This is a genomic window from Yoonia sp. R78084, from assembly GCF_044595625.1.
Taxonomy (GTDB): domain Bacteria; phylum Pseudomonadota; class Alphaproteobacteria; order Rhodobacterales; family Rhodobacteraceae; genus Yoonia.
Window position 1 is genome coordinate 2498372 of the sequence record NZ_CP138993.1, and the last position, 20319, is coordinate 2518690.

Consider the following 20319-nt stretch of genomic DNA (forward strand, 5'->3'; position numbering starts at 1 on the left):
TCTCCTTGTTGGATCGTTTGTTTATTGTTTTAGAATTGTTGTTTCCGCGTCTTCGGCCACATCGGCGATAAGCATATGACCAGGGGAATGGGTAATGCAGAGCGGCAGCCCCGCATCCAGCAGGACATTTTGAGGTGTCACACCGCAGGCCCAGTAAACCGGCACTTCGCCGCGCCTGATCTCAACCGCGTCCCCCCAATCAGGCTGCATCAAATCCGCAATCCCGATCTTTTCCGGATTACCGACGGCAATCGGCGCACCATGAGCCTGAGGGAAACGGCGACTGATTTCATGCGCTTGGGCAACCTGATCTTCAGGAATAGGGCGCATGGTTACGACCATTTGACCGTGAAACCGGCCGGCTGGCTCCAGATCAATGTTGGTGCGGAACATCGGGACATTCAAACCTGTCTCGATATGACGCACCGGAATACCCGCGTGCAGCAGCGCATTCTCAAAGGTAAAGGAACATCCTAGCGCAACCGTCACAAGATCATCAGTCCATTCATCACTGATCTCCGTGACTTCCTCACTTAGTCTGCCATCCCGGAACACACGGTATTTCGAAACATCAGTCCGGATATCAATATCACGGCCCAGCGTTGGCAACGCCGGATTGCCGGTATCGCTCACACCGACCACCGGACAAGGCTTGGGGTTGCGCTGGCAAAACCGCAGGAAATCCAGCGCATAACGCTCTGGCAAGATCGCGAGATTGCATTGTAGTTTGCCTGCCGCCAGCCCCGCTGTGTGTCCCGTATACGCCCCTGACCGTATCGCCGCACGCACTTCAATCGCCGTGGCGGCGATCAGGTCGGTATGGGAAACAGGTTTCGCGTTCATGGCAGCTCCGCTCTTCTTTGCAAAGCATCACATGCGCGGACCGTTCCATGCAAATTATCATTTTATATCAATACCTATAAAATTTCTGAATTCAGCGAACATGCCGAACATCCCAGTCTTGCGCTACGGTGCGGGCAATTTTCGCACTGGTTTCAATAAGAAAGCTGCGTGGTTCGGATAGATATGAGGCCGTAAAATCCAGCGGACTGGGGCGAAAGCCCGGATCAAATTCAACAATCTGGCCCGCCGACAACAGGTCATCAGCCAGCGCGCGCGGATAAGGACCAACGGCGATTCCCGCTGCGATCATCTTGAGGCTCGCAGACAGAGAAGCCGAAGAATAGACCCGCAGCTTCGGCCCGATCCGACGCGACAGTTCCGACATCAGTTCACGGTGCGGCCGGGTCTGGCTTGAATAAGAAATAATCGGGATCTGGCTCAGATCCTCTTGTGGGTTGGATGCGCCGCGGTACCACCTCAGATCGAAGGTTGGCAGAGATACGTTTTCAATCGAAAACTCTGAAACCGGCCCCATCAGCAGGGCCAGATCAAGTTTTCGCTCCACGAGGTCGGCACGTAGATTGAGCGAAATATCGACCGTCAGGTCTACATTTACGCGCGGGTATTGTTCACTAAAGGCTTTCAGAAAATCAGGCAGCCAAGCTTGAGCAATGGTTTCGGATGCTCCAACACGGAACAGGCCTTCTGTTTCGGAAGGGTTCGCCACGCGCTGCTTGATCTCTTCTTCAACGAACAACATCTGCTCGGCGTAAGATAGCAAAAGCGCGCCGTGTTTTGTCAGAACCGGTTCACCCAAACCGCGTTCAAACAACGGCACCCTAAGTTCCTGCTCCAGATTTGAAATACGTGTCGACACAGCAGGCTGTGACAGGTTGAGCCGTTCAGCCGCTTTGCGAAAGCCACCAAGGCGCGCCACCCAGAGGAAGGTTTTAATCTGATCAAATGTCATGCCTCATCCATATAATGGATCACAATGGGCGCAATATGATAATGCAAACAAAATATGCCTACTGATGTCTGTGGCATGTCAATGGCGCAAGCACACAACAAAAAAGGCCCCCGCAAAGCGAGGGCCTTTCTTTGCTCAGAAAGACGCTTGTTTATGCGTCGTCCTCGGACGTCTCAACAGCTGTGCCAAAGACCTGATCTTCCTCGGACTGTGCTGCCATCTCCATCGGGGCTGCAAGGCGTGCGGCCTCTTCGGCCTCTTCGCGGCGTGCTTCGATCACGACATTGTCCCGATCTGCAGCAACACGGCGGATTTGCTGTGTTGCACCACCAGTACCCGCAGGGATCAGGCGACCAACGATCACGTTCTCTTTGAGACCAATCAGCTTGTCACGCTTACCCTGCACCGATGCTTCGGTCAGAACGCGTGTCGTTTCCTGGAACGATGCCGCAGAGATGAACGAACGGGTCTGCAACGACGCCTTGGTGATACCCAACAAGATCGGCTCGCCTGTCGCAGGGCGGTCGCCCCGTGCCAGTGCCTTGGCGTTGGCTTCATCAAACTCGGCCTTATCGACGTTCTCGCCTTTCAGCAAAACAGTGTCACCGCTGTCCTGAATCTCCCACTTCTGGAGCATCTGGCGCACGATAACCTCGATGTGCTTGTCGTTGATCTTCACACCCTGCAGGCGATAAACGTCCTGCACCTCGTCGATCATATAGTCCGCAAGGGCCTCGACCCCCATAACCGCAAGAATATCGTGCGGGGCAGGGTTGCCATCCATGATGTAGTCACCCTTCTGGACAAAGTCACCTTCCGCAACCGGAATGTGCTTGCCCTTGGGCACCATGTATTCGACCTTCACGTCTGCATCATCCGAAGACTCAATCGCGATGCGGCGCTTGTTCTTATAGTCCTTGCCAAAGCGCACGTAGCCATCGATTTCAGCGATGATTGCGTGATCCTTTGGACGACGGGCTTCGAACAGTTCGGCCACACGTGGCAGACCACCGGTAATGTCTTTCGTCTTGGCACCCTCACGTGGGATACGTGCCACAACATCACCCGCTTTGATCTCTTCGCCGTCTTCAACCGACAGAACAGCATCCACAGACATCGGATACGCAACGGGGTTGTCGTCCTCTTTGAGGACAACTTCGCCATCCTTGCCAAGAACGATGATCTTCGGAGCAAGCTCATTGCCCTTCGGTGCCGCACGCCAGTCAGACACGATGCGCTGGGTCATACCCGTTGCATCGTCGGTGTCTTCACGGACTGCGATACCGTTTACCAGATCAACGTATTTGGCTGTACCAGAGGCCTCGGCGATGATTGGAAGTGTATAGGGATCCCATTCAAAGAGCTTGTCGCCGCGCAGCACAGATGCGCCCTCTTTGACGAACACTTTGGAGCCATAGCCAACCTTGTGGGTCGCGCGCTCTTCACCCTCTTCACCGACAATCGCGAGAACCATGTTCCGGCCCATCACAACCATTTCGCCCGCTGCGTTCTCAAGCAGCTGTGCGTTACGGTATTCGATCTTACCAGGCTGTGAGGCCTCGAGGAACGACTGCTGGCCACCTTGGGCAACACCACCAATGTGGAATGTCCGCATTGTCAGCTGTGTACCGGGTTCACCGATGGACTGTGCCGCGATGATACCAACAGCTTCGCCGATGTTCACGCGGGTACCGCGGGCCAAGTCACGGCCATAGCACATCGCACAAACGCCATCTTCGCTTTCACAGGTCAGCGGGCTGCGGATACGCATTTTGCCAATCGCGGCCATGTCGATCATGTCGGCCTTACGCTCGTCGATCAGCTCGCCTGCTTCGACGATCACTTCGTCCGTGCCCGGCTTAATGACGTCATCCGCAGACACACGACCCAGCACGCGCTCGGCCAGAGACGCTACGACTTCACCATCGTTCACGGCGGCTTCTGCCGTGATCGCACGCTCGGTTCCGCAATCGACCTCACGGACGATGCAGTCTTGGGCAACGTCCACGAGACGACGTGTCAGGTAACCCGAGTTCGCAGTCTTCAACGCCGTGTCCGACAGACCCTTGCGGGCACCGTGGGTCGAGTTGAAGTACTCAAGAACGGTCAGACCTTCCTTAAAGTTCGAGATGATCGGCGTTTCGATGATCTCGCCGTTCGGCTTGGCCATCAGGCCGCGCATACCGCCCAGCTGCTTCATCTGTGTGACCGAACCACGCGCACCGGAGTGGGCCATCATGTAAACCGAGTTAGGCTCACCTTCGGCACCATCCGCCAAGAGCGGTGTGGTCGAGATTGTGGTCATCATCGCGTCGGTGACTTTGTCGTTGGCCTTTGACCACGCATCGACAACTTTGTTGTACTTTTCGCCCTGTGTAATCAGGCCGTCCATGTACTGCTGTTCAAAGTCTTTGACCTGCTCGCGTGTTTCATCGACCAGTGCCCACTTGGTATCGGGCACAACCATGTCGTCCTTACCGAACGAAATGCCGGCCTTGAAAGCTTCACGGAAGCCCATGGTCATGATCTGGTCACAGAAGATGACAGATTCTTTCTGACCGCAGTAACGGTAAACGGTGTCGATGACCTGCTGCACTTCTTTCTTGCGCAGCAGGCGGTTGACCAGCGCAAACGGCGCCTTGGCATTGAGCGGCAGCAACGCACCCAGACGCAAACGGCCCGGTGTGGTTTCAAAGCGCGTCATCACTTCGTTGCCTTCGTCGTCGATCTGGATCATCCGCGCGGTGATCTTGGCGTGCAGGTGCACTTCGCCAGCGGTCAATGCGTGTTCAACCTCTTCGATATCCGCGAAGGACATGCCCTCACCCTTCATGCCATGACGCATGATGGTGGTGTAGTAGAGCCCGAGGATCATATCCTGTGATGGCACGATAATCGGCGCACCGTTGGCAGGAGACAGCACGTTGTTTGTCGACATCATCAGAACGCGCGCTTCCAACTGGGCCTCAAGGCTCAGAGGGACGTGAACCGCCATCTGGTCACCGTCAAAGTCGGCGTTGAAAGCGGAACAGACCAGCGGGTGCAGCTGGATTGCCTTGCCTTCGATCAGCACAGGTTCGAACGCCTGAATGCCCAAACGGTGCAGCGTTGGCGCACGGTTCAGCATGACAGGGTGTTCGCGGATGACCTCATCCAGGATATCCCAAACCTCTGGACGCTCTTTTTCCACCAGTTTCTTGGCTTGCTTCACTGTGGAAGACAGACCCTTGGCTTCAAGGCGCGAATAGATGAACGGCTTGAACAGCTCGAGCGCCATCTTTTTCGGCAGACCACACTGGTGCAGCTTCAGTTCCGGACCGGTCACGATGACCGAACGACCCGAGAAGTCGACGCGCTTACCCAAAAGGTTTTGACGGAAGCGACCCTGCTTGCCTTTCAGCATGTCGGACAGCGATTTCAGCGGACGCTTGTTGGCACCTGTGATGACACGGCCACGACGGCCGTTGTCGAACAGGGCATCAACGGATTCCTGCAACATCCGCTTTTCATTGCGGACGATGATGTCAGGGGCGCGCAACTCGATCAGACGCTTCAGACGGTTGTTGCGGTTGATCACACGACGATAAAGATCGTTGAGGTCAGAGGTCGCAAAACGGCCACCATCAAGCGGGACAAGCGGGCGCAGTTCTGGCGGGATCACAGGGATGACGGTCAGAACCATCCACTCGGGGCGGTTACCACTTTCAAGGAAGCTTTCGACGATCTTCAAACGCTTGATGATCTTCTTGGGCTTCAATTCGCCTGTCGCCTCTTTGAGGTCAGCGCGCAGTGTCTCTGCCTCGGACTCAAGATCAATCTGGGCCAGCATTTCGCGGATCGCTTCGGCGCCGATATTGGCTTGGAACGCGTCCATGCCATAAAGGTCCTGTGCGTCGTTGAACTCTTCCTCAGTCATCAACTGACCGTAGGTCAGGTCGGTCAGGCCGGGTTCGATCACCACGTAGTTTTCGAAATACAGAATCCGCTCGAGATCACGCAGCGTCATGTCCAGCATGAGGCCGATGCGGGATGGCAGCGACTTGAGGAACCAGATGTGTGCCACAGGTGCGGCCAGTTCGATATGGCCCATCCGCTCGCGGCGGACTTTTTGCAGGGTGACTTCCACACCGCATTTTTCGCAGACAACGCCGCGATATTTCATGCGCTTATATTTGCCGCAGAGGCATTCGTAGTCTTTGATCGGGCCAAAGATACGCGCGCAGAACAGACCGTCACGCTCGGGCTTGAACGTACGGTAGTTGATGGTCTCGGGCTTTTTGATCTCGCCGAAGGACCACGACAGGATCCGCTCGGGCGATGCCAGCGACACCTTGATTTCGTCAAACGTTTTTGCCGGTGTGAGCGGGTTAAACGGGTTGTTTGTCAGTTCCTGGTTCATCTTCAATTCCTTGAATTGGGGTGCGTTGGGGAGGGAGGCAGACTTTCATCGAAAGTCTGCCCGCAAAGTCTCAAGGAGACTTTGACTATTCCTCATCCTCCGCATCCAGGAGTTCCATGTTGAGGCCGAGACCCCGGACTTCTTTCACGAGCACGTTGAACGATTCCGGCACGCCGGCCTCGAAGTTGTCCTCGCCCTTGACGATGCTTTCGTAGACTTTCGTCCGCCCTGCCACGTCATCCGACTTCACAGTCAGCATTTCCTGCAGGGTGTAAGCCGCGCCATATGCTTCCAGTGCCCAGACTTCCATCTCCCCGAAACGCTGGCCACCGAACTGGGCTTTACCACCCAGAGGCTGCTGCGTGACAAGGCTGTAAGGCCCGGTGGAACGTGCGTGGATCTTGTCGTCGACAAGGTGGTGCAGTTTCAGCAGGTACTTCACGCCCACGGTCACTTTGCGCGAGAACTGCTCGCCCGTACGACCGTCGAAGAGAACCGACTGACCCGAGGTGTCGAAACCGGCACGCGTCAGCGCGTCGTTCACGTCAGCCTCTTTTGCACCATCGAAAACAGGCGTCGCAATCGGCACACCGCGTGTGACGTTGCCTGCTGCTTCGACCAGATTTTCCTCGTCCATGCCAGCGATGCCTTCTTCATAGACATCATCGCCGTAGGCAATACGCATCGCCTCACGCACAGGTGTCAGATCACCAGAGCGGCGGTATTCACCCAGCGCTTCGTCAATCTGGATACCCAGACCGCGCGCGGCCCAGCCCATGTGTGTTTCAAGGATCTGACCGACGTTCATACGCGATGGCACGCCCAGCGGGTTCAGACAGAAGTCCACCGGTGTCCCGTCCGCAAGGAACGGCATGTCTTCCATCGGCACAACCTTGGAAATAACACCTTTGTTGCCGTGACGACCGGCCATCTTATCGCCGGGCTGCAGCTTGCGCTTCACCGCCACAAAGACTTTGACCATCTTCATCACACCCGGAGGCAGATCATCGCCGCGGCGCACTTTCTCGACTTTATCCTCGAACCGCGCATCCATTGCACGCTTCTGGATTTCGTACTGTTCGTTCAGTGCTTCGACGATTTTCGCATCATCTTCATCTTCCATGGCAAGCTGCCACCACTGTCCACGGGACAGTTCTGCGACGCTTTCCTCAGAGACAATCGAACCAGCCTTGAAGCCCTTCGGCCCCTTGGCGGCTTTCTTGCCAGAGATGATGTCCCACAAACGCGCATAGATGTTGCGATCAAGGATCGCCAACTCGTCGTCGCGGTCACGGGCGAGGCGTTCAACTTCCTCACGCTCGATCTGCAAGGCACGTTCGTCTTTTTCCACGCCGTGGCGGTTAAAGACGCGTACTTCTACGACCGTACCAAAGTCACCCGGTGGCAGACGCAACGATGTGTCACGCACATCCGATGCTTTTTCACCAAAGATGGCGCGAAGTAGCTTTTCTTCCGGCGTCATCGGGCTTTCGCCTTTTGGTGTGATCTTGCCGACAAGGATATCTGCAGGGCCAACTTCGGCACCGATGTACACGATCCCCGCTTCGTCGAGGTTGCGCAGGGCTTCCTCACCGACGTTTGGAATATCGCGTGTGATTTCCTCTGGCCCAAGCTTAGTGTCACGGGCGGCGACTTCGAATTCCTCGATGTGGATCGAGGTGAAAACGTCGTCGCGCACGATACGCTCAGAGATCAGGATGGAGTCTTCGTAGTTATAGCCGTTCCACGGCATAAACGCGACGACCACGTTCTTACCAAGGGCCAATTCACCGATATCGGTGGACGGACCGTCAGCAATCACCTGCCCTTTTTGCACCGTATCACCCACTTTCACCAGCGGACGCTGGTTGATGCAGGTGTTCTGGTTCGAACGCTGGAACTTGCGCATACGGTAGATATCAACGCCTGCGTCACCCAGCTCAAGGTCGGATGTCGCACGGATAACGATACGCTGCGCATCAACTTGGTCAATGATACCGCCACGTTTCGCCATAATCGCCGCACCACTGTCGCGCGCAACCACTTCTTCGATACCGGTCCCCACCAACGGGGCCTCGGCCTGCAAGAGTGGTACCGCCTGACGTTGCATGTTCGAGCCCATCAAGGCGCGGTTGGCGTCGTCGTTTTCGAGGAACGGGATCAAGGACGCCGCAACAGAGACAAGCTGCTTTGGCGACACGTCGATCAGGTCCACGTTTTCGCGTGGGGACAGTGTGTAGTCACCATTCTTGCGTGTCGACACCAGCTCGTTGTTGAACGACCCATCAGGCGCCATATTCGCGTTGGCCTGCGCCACAGTGTGACGCATTTCCTCGGTCGCGGACATGTAGGACACTTCGTCCGTCACCTTGCCGTCTGTGACCTTGCGATAAGGTGTTTCGATAAAGCCGTATTTGTTCACGCGGGCAAAAGTGGCCAGCGAGTTGATCAGACCAATGTTCGGACCTTCCGGTGTTTCAATCGGACACATACGGCCGTAGTGGGTCGGGTGCACGTCGCGCACCTCAAAGCCCGCACGCTCGCGTGTCAGACCGCCGGGCCCAAGCGCCGAAAGGCGACGCTTGTGCGTCACTTCGGAGAGCGGGTTGGTTTGGTCCATGAACTGCGACAGCTGCGAAGAGCCAAAGAATTCACGCACCGCAGCCGCGGCTGGTTTGGCGTTGATCAGGTCCTGCGGCATCACAGTGTCGATTTCGACAGAAGACATACGCTCTTTGATCGCGCGCTCCATGCGCAGCAGACCAACGCGGTACTGGTTTTCCATCAATTCGCCAACGGACCGCACACGACGGTTACCAAGGTGGTCGATATCGTCGATATCGCCCTTGCCGTCACGCAGTTCGACCAATGCTTTGATACAGGCGACGATGTCTTCCTTGCGCAGGGTGCGCATGGTGTCTTCGGCATCCAGATCGAGGCGCATGTTCATCTTTACGCGGCCAACAGCGGACAGGTCATACCGCTCGCTGTCAAAGAACAGCGTGTCAAACAGCGCAGACGCGCTATCAACGGTCGGCGGCTCACCCGGACGCATCACGCGGTAGATATCCATGAGCGCGGTTTCGCGGTTCATGTTCTTGTCCGAGGCCATCGTGTTGCGCATGTAGGCGCCCACGTTGATGTTATCGATATCCAGAACAGGGATCGTCTTGATGCCTGCATCGACCAGATCCTTGAGTGTACCGCCGATGACTTCGCCATCCTTGTCCATCTCGAGTGTCAGCTCGTCACCGGCCTCAACGTAGATCGCACCGTTTTCTTCGTTGATGATGTCTTGTGCGACGAACTTGCCGACGATGTTTTCGTAAGGCACCAGCAGCTCTTTGACGTCACCTGCATCAATCAGCTTCTTGACCGAACGCGGCGTAACTTTTTCGCCGGCTTTCGCGATGACTTCACCGGTATTCGCATCAACCAGATCAAAGACAGGACGTGTGCCACGAACACGCTCTGGGAAGAACTTGGTTGTCCAAGCCTTGCCCTTTTTGTCCAGCTTGTATTCGACGGTATCGTAGTAGGCATTCATGATGCCTTCCTGATCCAGACCCAGCGCGTAAAGCAGCGTCGTTACAGGCAGTTTGCGGCGGCGATCGATCCGGCAGAACACGAGGTCCTTGGCGTCGAATTCAAAATCAAGCCAGCTACCGCGGTATGGGATAATGCGGCAGGCAAACAAGAGTTTACCAGAAGAGTGGGTTTTGCCCTTGTCATGGTCAAAGAAAACGCCGGGCGAGCGGTGCATCTGGGATACGATTACGCGCTCGGTGCCGTTTACGACAAAAGTGCCGTTCGGTGTCATCAAAGGCATATCGCCCATGAATACGTCTTGCTCTTTGATGTCTTTGACAGACTTTGCGCCTGTGTCTTCGTCCACTTCAAACACGATCAGACGGAGGGTCACCTTGAGCGGCGCACTATAGGTCATATCGCGCTGCTGACATTCCTCAACGTCGTATTTCGGCTTTTCCAGCTCGTACTTCACGAATTCAAGGACGGCTGTCTCATTGAAATCCTTGATCGGGAACACCGACTGGAAGACACCTTTGATGCCTTCGCCGTCGAGTGGCGTGTCGCTGTCGCCGGAGCGCAGGAACAGATCATAGGAGGATTTCTGAACCTCAATGAGGTTCGGCATTTCAAGCACTTCACGGATTTTGCCGTAGTACTTACGCAGGCGTTTCTGACCAAGGAAAGTAGAAGCCATGTGCGGTGTCACCTTTTGTTTGTCTCTCGAGTTCCACATCGCCCGGGCCGCGACGCTTCACCCATTTGACCGGGGGTTCTAAAGTCTATTCGTGGCTGCCGTCCCACCGGCACCCTCCCGACTTTTGGAACCTACCCAAGAGGACGGTCAACGCATTGGCCGACCTCTAAGACAGGTTTGGCTGGACCCGCAAAATGCGAGTCCAGCCTTGTTTACAGGGCGAATTGTGCTTCGCCAAAAGCGGGCTTAGGCCAGCTCGACCTCTGCGCCAGCTGCTTCCAGCTTTGCTTTGATCTCTTCGGCTTCGTCCTTGGACGCGCCTTCTTTGATTTTGCCGCCAGCTTCGACGAGGTCCTTGGCTTCTTTCAGGCCAAGACCTGTGATGCCGCGGACTTCTTTGATGACGTTGATTTTGGATGCGCCAGCGTTCTTGAGAACGACGTCGAATTCTGTCTTCTCTTCTGCAGCCGCACCAGCGTCACCAGCAGGACCAGCCATCATGACAGCGCCACCGGCTGCTGGCTCGATGCCGTACTCGTCCTTCAGGATGGTTTTCAGTTCTTGTGCTTCGAGAAGTGTCAGACCAACAATCTCTTCAGCCAGTTTTTTCAGATCAGCCATTTTATGCTTTCCGTTCGTTTTAAGTGTGTTCCAACGTGAGGGCACGCCCCCAAGTCAATTCAGATGCTTTATGCAGCTTTCTCTTCGATTGTTGAGAGAATGCTTGCGATGTTCGAAGCAGGCGCGCCAATGGCCCCGGCGATGTTGCTTGCAGGTGCACCGATGCAGCCCACGATAGAAGCAATAAGCTCCTCGCGTGATGGCATACCGGCAACCGCTTTCACACCAGCGACGTCCAGCGCTGTATCGCCCATAGCACCGCCGAGAATGACAAGTTTTTCATTCTCTTTGGCATACTTGTCGACAACCTTCGCCGCAGCGACGGGGTCTTCAGAGTAAGCGAGTACAGTCATGCCTTCGAGGTACTGGGCGATGCTTGCGCATGGCTTGCCCTCGAGGGCGATTTTGGCGAGCTTGTTCTTGGCAACGCGCACGGACCCACCTGCTTCACGCATGTGCGCGCGCAGGTCCTGCATTTCAGCAACTGTCATGCCTTCGTAGCGGGCAACCACTACAACGCCAGAGCTTTCAAAGATCTGGCCGAGATCGTCGACCAGCTGTTCTTTTTGTGCTCTATCCACAGTTTTACTCCAAGTTTGGCGCCGGATTTGATCCCGGCACCGGCTCTACTTTTGTCAAACGGCTCAGGCCGCCCAACAGTCTACAGTCCATGTGCAAACGGGGCGAGCCAGAGGGAACTGAGGAGAGCCTCAAGAATTCTGGTCTTCCCGTCTCAGGCAGGAATTAATGGCATAAGGCCAACCCACCGTCTCGGACGAATAAAGGCCCAGACGAATCAATCGCGCGGGCCTGAGTGACCGTTTAGTAGTCTATGAGCAGAATGCCAAGTGCCGCACCTGATTTAATAAGGGTTTTTGTCACGAGGACCTTTCCACACTAACCTGCCGTAACGGTGTCGGCAGATAAGACGCGAAATGAACAACAAATAAGACTTTGCCGCCATCGCGTCGGCGGTGACGCGTTTCTTGCTATTTTGAACCGGGATGTGACAACAGAAATCTTTGCCCGGATCGGTGATACAATCATTGAATTGATGGCAATCCCCGTAGACCACGTGCAGCAGATCACAAGTGCCAGCGCAAGTTACCGGTTTGCTGTCTGTCCGTCCGGACCGGCCCAGAACCGAACGCGCGATCTGCCTTGTTACAAGTCACTGCAAGGCAAAAATGCAAACGGCAGGCCAAATTGGCCTGCCGAAGATTGCTTCAAACTGAAGACAGGAATTTAGTTGCCGGTCGCAGACGCGACATCAACAGAGACGCCCGGGCCCATTGTCGAGCTGACGGAGATCTTTTTCATGTAGGTGCCTTTTGCGCCTGTCGGTTTGGCTTTGCCAACCGCGTCAACAAAGGCTTTCATGTTCTCTTCGATCTGCTGTGCAGAGAAAGAGGATTTGCCGATACCGGCATGAACAACACCAGCTTTTTCCGCTTTGAACTGAACCTGACCGCCCTTTGCTGCTTCCACAGCTTCCTTGACGTCCATGGTCACTGTACCAACGCGTGGGTTTGGCATCAGGTTGCGCGGGCCCAGAACCTTACCCAGACGACCGACAACGGCCATCATGTCAGGTGTCGCGATGCAGCGGTCAAAATCGATTTTGCCGCCCTGAACAGTTTCCATCAGGTCTTCTGCACCAACGATATCTGCGCCAGCCGCTTTCGCTTCTTCCGCTTTTTCGCCGCGTGCGAATACAGCCACGCGTACGGTTTTACCTGTACCATGTGGCAGGTTCACTGTGCCGCGAACCATCTGGTCGGCGTGACGTGGATCAACGCCCAGCACCATTGCGATTTCGACGCTCTCGTCGAACTTTGCGTTGGCGTTGTCTTTCACCAAAGCAGCCGCTTCGGACACTGTGACGTTCTGTTTGCCTGCGAATGCAGCACGTGCTGCAGTTGTACGCTTACCAAATTTTGCCATTACTTCACCTCGATGCCCATAGAGCGAGCGGAACCCGCGATGATCAGCATTGCGCCTTCGATGGACGTCGCGTTGAGGTCCTTCATCTTCGCTTCTGCGATTTCACGAACCTGCTTGCCTGTGATTGTACCGGCAACATCCTTGCCAGGTGTCTTGCTGCCAGACTTCAGGTTCGCGGCCTTCTTGATGTAATAAGACGCAGGTGGCGTCTTGATTTCCATCGTGAACGACTTGTCCTGATAGTAGGTGATTACTGTCGGGCACGGGGCATTCTTTTCCATGCCTTCTGTCTTGGCGTTGAACGCTTTACAGAATTCCATGATGTTGATGCCGCGCTGACCCAATGCTGGGCCGACGGGTGGGGAAGGGTTAGCAGCGCCTGCAGGAACCTGCAGTTTGAGCGTACCCATAATCTTCTTGGCCATGAAGCCATCTCCTATTCCAACGCCCTTTGGTCGCGACCGCAGGGCTTTTCGTTGTGTGGTCCGGTCCGGCGCACGCGTGCCCCTCGCCTCCCACATGAGTGCCGCCTCAAGGGCGACAAGTGCGCCGTTTAGTCGGGCAACCCCCATTTAGCAAGTGGTTTTCGGCACGAATGCACTGAAAATCCATCGTTGCGGCAGCCAATAACGCCCACGTGATCCACCACGGCGTTGCCTTTAGGGAAACCGTAATAAATCGATCTCAAAGGAAAGCGTTATGACCTATACAAAAGCTCAAATCATTTTTCACTGGCTCACTGCTGCCGTTCTGCTCGTGATGGTGTTGACGGGCCTCGCTTATACATATGATTGGGTTGATGCAGGCACGATGCAACTGCACCAGATATCGGGCCAGATCCTTATCGTGCTGGTTATTGCGCGCGTAATCGCACGCTTCTGGCACCCTGCAACACCAGCCGCCAAACCCCACCATCCACTCGAGGCTGTCATGGCGAAAATCGTCCATGTCGGGCTTTATATCTGCCTTATCGCCTATCTGGTGACCGGATATATCGCCGCCTCGGGCCTGCGCGATCCCCTGCTGATCGCCGCCGTTGACCAAGGCTTTGCGCGCTCGGATACGGGCGAGTGGTTTCTTGAGGCGCATTTCACGTTGAAATGGATCCTTTTGGCGCTGTTTGCCATCCACATCATCGCCGTTCTGAAACACCGGTTTTGGGACAAAGATTTGCCCTTGTCGAATATGACCCTCACCCCACGAAAGGAATGACTATGCAAAAAATGACCCGCCGCCATGTGATGACGACAATTTCCAGCACAGCCGTTTTGCTCTGCCCTGCGATCTTGAACGCGCAAACAAATTTCGAGGCCGAATGGGCCGGCCTGCCAGAAGACCGCCCCACAGGTGAAAACCAGTTGATTACAGTCTCTGCAGGCGCAGCCGAGGTCGAGATATCGGCCTTGCAACCCGGTGAAGTCGCCGTGATCGCGCGCCCCACAGATGACGCGGAGTTTTCGACAACGGGCATGATGCAATATGTGGCGGTGCATCGGCGCACGGCAGAGCAGGTCGCCTTTGGCGCGGCGAATGATCGGGCGGGCACGGTACAGAACCCTGAATACTTTGTCGTAAACCTGCTGTGTACGCATCGTGGCAAGGCGATTGGTTTGACAGGTAACCCGGACGCGCCCTTTGCCTGCCTTGACCGCGGGTCGCGGCACGGATCGGTTTATAATGCCGTCGGCATGGGGGTCGCTGGCGCATCAGAAGGCGAATACCTGTCGATCCCTGACTATACGCTGACAGCAGACGGCACTCAGGTTGTGCTTTCGCTGTCCTAAAGAACACAACAGCAGAAACAAAAAAGGGGAGCGTCCGACGCTCCCCTTTTTCAATTGCTGCGGTCTCCGTTACTGCTTGGAAACCTGCGTAAACTCCAGCTCGACCGGCGTGGCGCGGCCAAAGATAGAGACCGTCACCTTCAGGCGCTGGTTCTCTTCGTCGACTTCCTCGACCATACCGTCGAAGTCTTCGAACGGACCATCGTTGACTTTGACCTTCTCGCCAATCTCGAAGTGGATGAGCGTGCGTGGCGCATCTTCACCCTCTTGGACGCGGCCAAGGATTGCCTGTACTTCGGCATCGCGCATTGGCATCGGGCGGCCTTGTGGGCCAAGGAAGCCTGTGACGCGGTTGATCGAGTTGATCAGGTGATAGCCCTCATCCGACATTTCCATATGGACTAGAACGTAACCCGGCATAAAGCGGCGCTCGGCAGTCACTTTCTTGTTGCGGCGGATCTCGATCACTTCCTCGGTCGGCACCAGAACCTCATCGATCTGATCGCTGAGCCCCTGCTCTTCTGCCTTTGTGCGGATCGCTTCTGCAATCTTCTTCTCAAAGTTTGAGAGAACGCTTACCGAATACCAACGTTTGGCCATCTGTCAGAGCACCTTGTCGTCACGCAGCCACAGGGCCGCTATTGCATTTCAGTTCGGCAGTTGAACCGCCAGTCCCGAAAATAAAATCGGCGTGCAACTTGATTCGCCGCACGCCATTTTCGGAAGTTGTTGGCTCTTACCGCTGCCTTACGGGGTTTTCAAGAGGCGGGCGGGAAAAGCGGCGCATTAGCTACCAAAGTAAGTCAAAACGCCGTTCAGACCTGTCCGGATCAGAAGATCGACCAAAAAGAAGAAAATCGCTGTCAGCGCGGCCATAATAAACACCATGATCGTGGTCATCACCACTTCACGGCGGGTCGGCCATACGACTTTGCCCACCTCTGAACGGACTTCTTGGATGAACTTAACGGGATTGGCGAGTGCCATGGCTGATCGTCCTTTGTAAAAACATGACGGACTTACGGCCTCTGCCCCACAAATTCAAGCCCGTTAGGACCGACTGGTCATCATGAACGCGTCAGTGCTTGTCGGGATCCAGCAAGGTAACGCCATCCATCTGTGCAATCGTCGCGATCTGACGCGCGTAGGCCGCATCACTGATGGCGTGTTCTTTTTTCGAGAACCCGTCAAAGGGCGGATGTCCATCTTCCACGGAAAGCGCCTTGCGGGCCGCTCTTGCGGAATTCTCTGCGGTCACGTCACCCGCCTGTTCCAACACCTGCGCAACAGCAGCAGCAGACAGACCACGGTTCACACGACGCCGTGGTGGTCGCACAGCTGCGGCGGCATCTTGCCCGACCAGTCCGGCGATGATCTGCGGAAACAGGGCACCATAGTCCTCGTATCGCCAGACCGTGATAGCCCCCACGCCATGCGCAGCGCGCAGTCGACCAACCAGATCCACCCAATCGACGGTGCCTATTCCATGACTTTTCAGGTAGGATTTCAACGGTTGTACCCTGCCGCCCAAGAGCAGTTGGCAATAGGCTGAATTAAGAAAAGCCGTTGGGCGGCGCACGGCAAGGTGGACATCAATAGTCTGGCCAAGTGCCGCTGACAGCCCCGTGAGGCGCGCGTCTGCGGACTTGTAGCGGCGCTTCATCTTGCGGCCGTTCGGCGTATTCAAAGCGCCGATAAAATTCTCCTCGCTGAAGACCAGCCGATGGCCATCCTGTCGCAGCCTTGCCAGTTGCTCGGCAGCTGGACGCTTTTCCATATCGTCAGGTGCTTGATGCTTCAGTCCGAACAGCGATTGCAAAGACCGCCCCGGCAATCGCAGCGTATCGGGGCCATAATACTGCACGCCATGCTCTGCCAACTGGTTGGTAGCAGATTTGAGCGAGCGTTGCAGATGCGTGGTGGCCGTCTTGTGTGCCCCGATATGGAACGCAACGGAAAGAGGTTTGGATGTCATAGAAACTAAATGAACCTCCGCGCACAAGCGTGTCGGTGATCTGGTCTGGCAGGGGCACCAGGACTTGAACCCGGGACCTACGGTTTTGGAGACCGCCGCTCTACCAACTGAGCTATACCCCTACGACCGAGTAGCGAGGTAGTCCGAAACTCAGGCAGGATCAAGAGGGAAGGTGCCGTGAAACCGCCGGACCGTCCGATTTCAGTTTGGGAACGGTCTGCGCCGACACAAGATCGGCGCAATCCATATTTAAACAGGCCCAAGAAGCCGGATTTTTGCGACCTTCGGCTAGGACTTTAGCGGGAAGCGATCACTACCGGCGCAAAGGCTGCGTAATCAAGGACCACTTCATAGTCAGCATCGTATTTGCCCAGAAGCGGCGGAAACAGATCCGCATCCGTCAAATAAACATCGTAGCTGGCATCATATGATCCGTAGAGGGCTGCACCAACTGCAATGCCATTCTCGCCAAGAACAGCTTCATAGTCAGCCTCATAAAGGCGGCTCTTGTCATTGCTCAAAACGGCTTCTGCAAAAACAGGACCGACAACAACGTTGACGGCAACAAAAAGCGCAATTGATTTCAAGGGGGTCATTTCAGGCTCCGTAACTCGATAAATAAAACATGGCACAGGCACCATGAGCACGAGCGGACGATAGAAAGCCAAAATGGCAGACTTAGGCCCAAATCATGCTGATTTTAGTCGAATTGTGTTCATGTGCGGCGCGGTTCAGGACGCTCGCAGCTTGTGTTCAGGTGCAGACCTGCGAAAACAGAGGATGACACGTAAACAAAGGCACCGCCCAAGATGTCACTGCGCAGACGCATCGAGAATTCAGAACGGCTCGTGAACGCGGTCGGACGTTTGGTTTTGCTGTACCTCAACCTGGTCCAGCGCACGACACGGTGGCAGTCCGACGGCGTGGAAGAATTGCGCGCCGCAATGGCGGAAGGGCCTGTATTGCTTGTGATGTGGCACAGTCGGCTCATGATGATCGCGCACCACTGGCCAGTTGAAAGCGGATCGCTCTCCAGCCTGCATGATACCTCGCCAATTGCGCGGGTCGTCGGTGCTGTTCACCGACAAAGGAGGCTGCAACCTATGAAAATGTCAGCCAAAGTGTCAAACATCGTGGCATCACGCACGGTACTCAAACGCGTCAAGGAAGGCGTGAGTATCGGATTGACGGCCGATGGACCACTCGGGCCTGCACTACAGTTGAAGGATCCACCGCTTGAGTGGGCGCGCGCGACCGGATTGCCGATCTTTTGCTACGCTTTTTCAACCACCCGTCAGCGACGCGCGGCGTCATGGGATAAACTGCTGATACCGCGGCTATTCGGCAAAGGCGCCTATGTCTTTGCCCGCTTTCCCCAAAAGGTACCACGCAAGCCAGACGCGGCCGAACTGGCAAATCTCCGTAAGGATATCGCAAGTTTCATCGACGCCAGCACAGCGCGTGCGGATGCGATGATCGATCTGCCGCACGGCCCCTAGACTGTCGCGCGCCTGAAGAACAGCAAACACACCGCAGCCGCAAACGACATCCCTGCCCCGGCCAATATCGCCATTCCCGCATCACCTGCTGCGTCGGCCAGTCCGCCGCCAAACCGTGGCCCCACCATCATCACGACATAGTAGATCGTAAAAAAGACGCCCATCCCCAACGAACGCGATTTCGGCGTAAGCACATCTCCGGGCAAGGTCATGACCGGCCCCGCGCCCAATGCGAACAAGATGCCCAACACGCAAAATACGGTGAGCGCCAAGGCCGGAGCATAAAGGATGACAGGCATCAAAAATGCAAAGCTGATCAGACTAAGATAGATAATTGCATCCTTGCGGCCGGTCCGATCCGCAATAATGCCTCCAATAGGCAACGCGATAGAAAACAGCACCATGAACAGACTGGTCACAGAGCCCGCTTGCGTCAGCGACCACCCTTGCTGCACCAGAAGAGCAGGACCAAAACTGAACACCATCGCGAGCGCGGTGTTGTAGAGCGCCCAAACCAAACCCGCCAGTGTCAGCGCAACATAGGGAAATGACACCCGTTCCAGCATAGCGGTCGTCACCTCAATCCCCTCTGGAGAATGATAGAACAGCGCAAAGATCACAAAGGCGGCGGCAACCAAGCCCCAGAGCGTCCACCACGCGAAAGCGATGCCACCGGCATTGGCCAATAAAGGCAGGAGCATGAGTGCAAGCGCGATCCCGACAGGCCAGGAATTGATGTAGATCGCCATCGCCGTCGAAATTTCACGACCCGCAAACCAATCCACCAACATCTTGGTCATAAGGACGTTCAGGATCACGCCGCCGGTCCCCATGATGAACCTACCAGCCACCAGCACATTCCAGCTCTCGGTCACTGCCACCATGGTGCCTCCAAGCAGCATCAAGAGAAGACCGGCACCCACGATACGTTTGTCACCAAATCGGGCAGCCACGGCACCGCCGGGAAGAGCAAAGAAGATGCCCGGCGCAAAATAAAGTCCGATCAGAAAGCCAATTTCGGCCAATCCGATGCCGAACGTTTCCATCAAGAGCGGCGACAGCGCAGCAACGGCCTGAAACTGGAAAGCCATTGTAAGCCGTGCAAAAAACAGGATGGCCAGAATCAGCCAGCGATTTGAGGTCATGCATCACCTTTTCCGACATTCACCATTTGCGCAACTGAAACGCAGATCACAGCCCACGGCCACTGGCCCTTCACTGCAGGTGAATTTGAGCAGTGCTGCGGCTGACTTTACGCGGCACCGCTTCGAAGCTTGGCCAGATCAGCGCCGACAATCGCAGCCTCTTGGGCAACTATCCTGTCGATATCCCAATCCCACCACGCGATCTCAAGCAGGGCTGCAATCGTCTGATCGTCAAACCGCATCCTGCTGATTTGCGCAGGGTTGCCCCTGACAATCGCGTAATCCGGGATTTGTCCGCTCACAACTGCACCCGCCGCAACGATCACGCCGTTGCCAATCCGGGCACCGGGTAAAATGGTGGCACCCTGTCCGATCCAGACATCGTTGCCGATAACAGTATCGGGTCCGGGATCAGGCATGGAAGGGCCGTCCGGACCAGTGCCTGTAAAGATCATAAAGGGAAAAGTCGAAAACCCATCGTAACGATGGTTCGCTGACGACGTGATAAACGTCACGCCATCCGCGAACTGGCAGAATTTCCCGATCCGAAGCTTCTCGGGCGAAAACGCATAAAGATAGGGCGCAAGATGCGCGGCCCAATCATCGGGTGGCTTGTGCGCGCTGGCATATGTGTAGTCGCCAATCTCGAAGCGCGGATGATCAACAGCCGCGGAAAGAAAGACTGTGCCTTCATGTGCGTTGCCGTCAGGCAGAACAACCGGATTTCGGGTTTTGGGGGATGGAAAGGTCATGGGACATCCTTGTGCTGAATTGAGAAAAGGTTACAGCGTTGAATGATCCATGTCGGCCTCCATTGGTTACGCAAGCCGCTTAGCACATATCAGCGAAAACCAAAAGGCCGCCCCAAGTGGAGCGGCCTTTCGTTTGTTTGGTCCGATGTGTCGGGGCGGGCC

18 protein-coding genes and 1 tRNA gene are annotated in these 20319 nt (G+C 55.6%); 4 read left to right on the forward strand and 15 right to left on the reverse strand.

Features of this window, described 5'->3' with window-relative positions:
- Positions 1 to 21 precede the first annotated feature (21 nt).
- From SJY29_RS12540 to rplJ, 6 genes are all read right to left on the reverse strand, one after another.
- On the reverse strand, positions 22 to 843 hold the full coding sequence (locus tag SJY29_RS12540; protein WP_400083494.1) for a putative hydro-lyase: 822 nt from the start codon (positions 841 to 843) through the stop codon (positions 22 to 24).
- A gap of 91 nt (positions 844 to 934) precedes the next feature.
- Positions 935 to 1813 (reverse strand): LysR family transcriptional regulator, encoded by an 879-nt coding sequence (locus tag SJY29_RS12545; RefSeq protein ID WP_110278200.1) that lies wholly within the window; start codon positions 1811 to 1813, stop codon positions 935 to 937.
- Between the two features lie 151 nt (positions 1814 to 1964).
- Positions 1965 to 6212 (reverse strand): DNA-directed RNA polymerase subunit beta', encoded by a 4248-nt coding sequence (gene rpoC / locus SJY29_RS12550; RefSeq protein WP_400083496.1) that lies wholly within the window; start codon positions 6210 to 6212, stop codon positions 1965 to 1967.
- An 85-nt stretch (positions 6213 to 6297) separates the two neighbouring features.
- Positions 6298 to 10437, reverse strand: a complete 4140-nt coding sequence (gene rpoB, locus SJY29_RS12555; protein ID WP_110278198.1) for a DNA-directed RNA polymerase subunit beta — start codon at positions 10435 to 10437, stop codon at positions 6298 to 6300.
- Positions 10438 to 10683: 246 nt separating this feature from the next.
- On the reverse strand, positions 10684 to 11058 hold the full coding sequence (gene rplL / locus SJY29_RS12560) for a 50S ribosomal protein L7/L12 (protein ID WP_055296195.1): 375 nt from the start codon (positions 11056 to 11058) through the stop codon (positions 10684 to 10686).
- A 68-nt stretch (positions 11059 to 11126) separates the two neighbouring features.
- The gene (rplJ, locus tag SJY29_RS12565; RefSeq protein ID WP_110278197.1) at positions 11127 to 11639 is read right to left on the reverse strand and encodes a 50S ribosomal protein L10; all 513 of its coding nucleotides are present in this window, start codon (positions 11637 to 11639) and stop codon (positions 11127 to 11129) included.
- 332 nt (positions 11640 to 11971) lie between these two features.
- Here rplJ and SJY29_RS12570 point away from each other — a divergent pair, with 332 nt between their 5' ends.
- Positions 11972 to 12307 carry a hypothetical protein gene (locus SJY29_RS12570; RefSeq protein ID WP_400083498.1) on the forward strand — a complete coding sequence of 112 codons (336 nt, stop codon included), beginning with the start codon at positions 11972 to 11974 and terminating at the stop codon, positions 12305 to 12307.
- Here the strand turns inward: SJY29_RS12570 and rplA are convergent.
- Positions 12304 to 13002, reverse strand: coding sequence for a 50S ribosomal protein L1 (gene rplA / locus SJY29_RS12575; RefSeq protein ID WP_400083500.1), 699 nt, complete (start codon positions 13000 to 13002; stop codon positions 12304 to 12306). The two genes, SJY29_RS12570 and rplA, sit on opposite strands and share 4 nt — an antisense overlap.
- Positions 13002 to 13427: a 50S ribosomal protein L11 gene (gene rplK / locus SJY29_RS12580; RefSeq protein ID WP_055296198.1), complete on the reverse strand. Its 426-nt coding sequence runs from the start codon at positions 13425 to 13427 to the stop codon at positions 13002 to 13004. Before rplK ends, rplA begins: the two co-directional genes overlap by 1 nt.
- 274 nt (positions 13428 to 13701) lie before the next feature.
- Here rplK and SJY29_RS12585 point away from each other — a divergent pair, with 274 nt between their 5' ends.
- A complete protein-coding gene (locus SJY29_RS12585; protein WP_400083502.1) occupies positions 13702 to 14214 on the forward strand; it encodes a cytochrome b in 513 nt (170 codons plus the stop codon).
- A gap of 2 nt (positions 14215 to 14216) precedes the next feature.
- Entirely contained in the window at positions 14217 to 14786 is a 570-nt protein-coding gene (locus SJY29_RS12590; protein WP_400083504.1) for a hypothetical protein, read from the forward strand.
- A 69-nt stretch (positions 14787 to 14855) separates the two neighbouring features.
- Here the strand turns inward: SJY29_RS12590 and nusG are convergent, their stop codons facing one another.
- The 5 genes from nusG to SJY29_RS12615 all read right to left on the reverse strand — a co-directional run bounded on the left by nusG (position 14856) and on the right by SJY29_RS12615 (position 17357).
- Positions 14856 to 15386, reverse strand: coding sequence for a transcription termination/antitermination protein NusG (gene nusG, locus SJY29_RS12595; protein ID WP_055296201.1), 531 nt, complete (start codon positions 15384 to 15386; stop codon positions 14856 to 14858).
- A 186-nt stretch (positions 15387 to 15572) separates the two neighbouring features.
- Positions 15573 to 15773 carry a preprotein translocase subunit SecE gene (gene secE / locus SJY29_RS12600; RefSeq protein ID WP_055296202.1) on the reverse strand — a complete coding sequence of 67 codons (201 nt, stop codon included), beginning with the start codon at positions 15771 to 15773 and terminating at the stop codon, positions 15573 to 15575.
- A 91-nt stretch (positions 15774 to 15864) separates the two neighbouring features.
- On the reverse strand, positions 15865 to 16761 hold the full coding sequence (locus SJY29_RS12605; protein ID WP_400083506.1) for a hypothetical protein: 897 nt from the start codon (positions 16759 to 16761) through the stop codon (positions 15865 to 15867).
- A gap of 46 nt (positions 16762 to 16807) precedes the next feature.
- Positions 16808 to 16883, reverse strand: a tRNA-Trp gene (locus SJY29_RS12610).
- A 174-nt stretch (positions 16884 to 17057) separates the two neighbouring features.
- Positions 17058 to 17357, reverse strand: a complete 300-nt coding sequence (locus SJY29_RS12615; protein ID WP_400083508.1) for a hypothetical protein — start codon at positions 17355 to 17357, stop codon at positions 17058 to 17060.
- 213 nt (positions 17358 to 17570) lie between these two features.
- On the opposite strand from SJY29_RS12615, the gene SJY29_RS12620 reads away from it, so the two are divergent.
- The gene (locus SJY29_RS12620) at positions 17571 to 18260 is read left to right on the forward strand and encodes a lysophospholipid acyltransferase family protein (RefSeq protein WP_400083510.1); all 690 of its coding nucleotides are present in this window, start codon (positions 17571 to 17573) and stop codon (positions 18258 to 18260) included.
- On the opposite strand, the gene SJY29_RS12625 is transcribed toward SJY29_RS12620, so the two are convergent.
- Both SJY29_RS12625 and SJY29_RS12630 read right to left on the reverse strand, forming a co-directional pair.
- Positions 18257 to 19405: a CynX/NimT family MFS transporter gene (locus SJY29_RS12625; RefSeq protein ID WP_400083512.1), complete on the reverse strand. Its 1149-nt coding sequence runs from the start codon at positions 19403 to 19405 to the stop codon at positions 18257 to 18259. The genes SJY29_RS12620 and SJY29_RS12625 overlap by 4 nt on opposite strands.
- Before the next feature lie 107 nt (positions 19406 to 19512).
- Positions 19513 to 20157 (reverse strand): CatB-related O-acetyltransferase, encoded by a 645-nt coding sequence (locus SJY29_RS12630; RefSeq protein WP_400083514.1) that lies wholly within the window; start codon positions 20155 to 20157, stop codon positions 19513 to 19515.
- Positions 20158 to 20319: the final 162 nt, after the last annotated feature.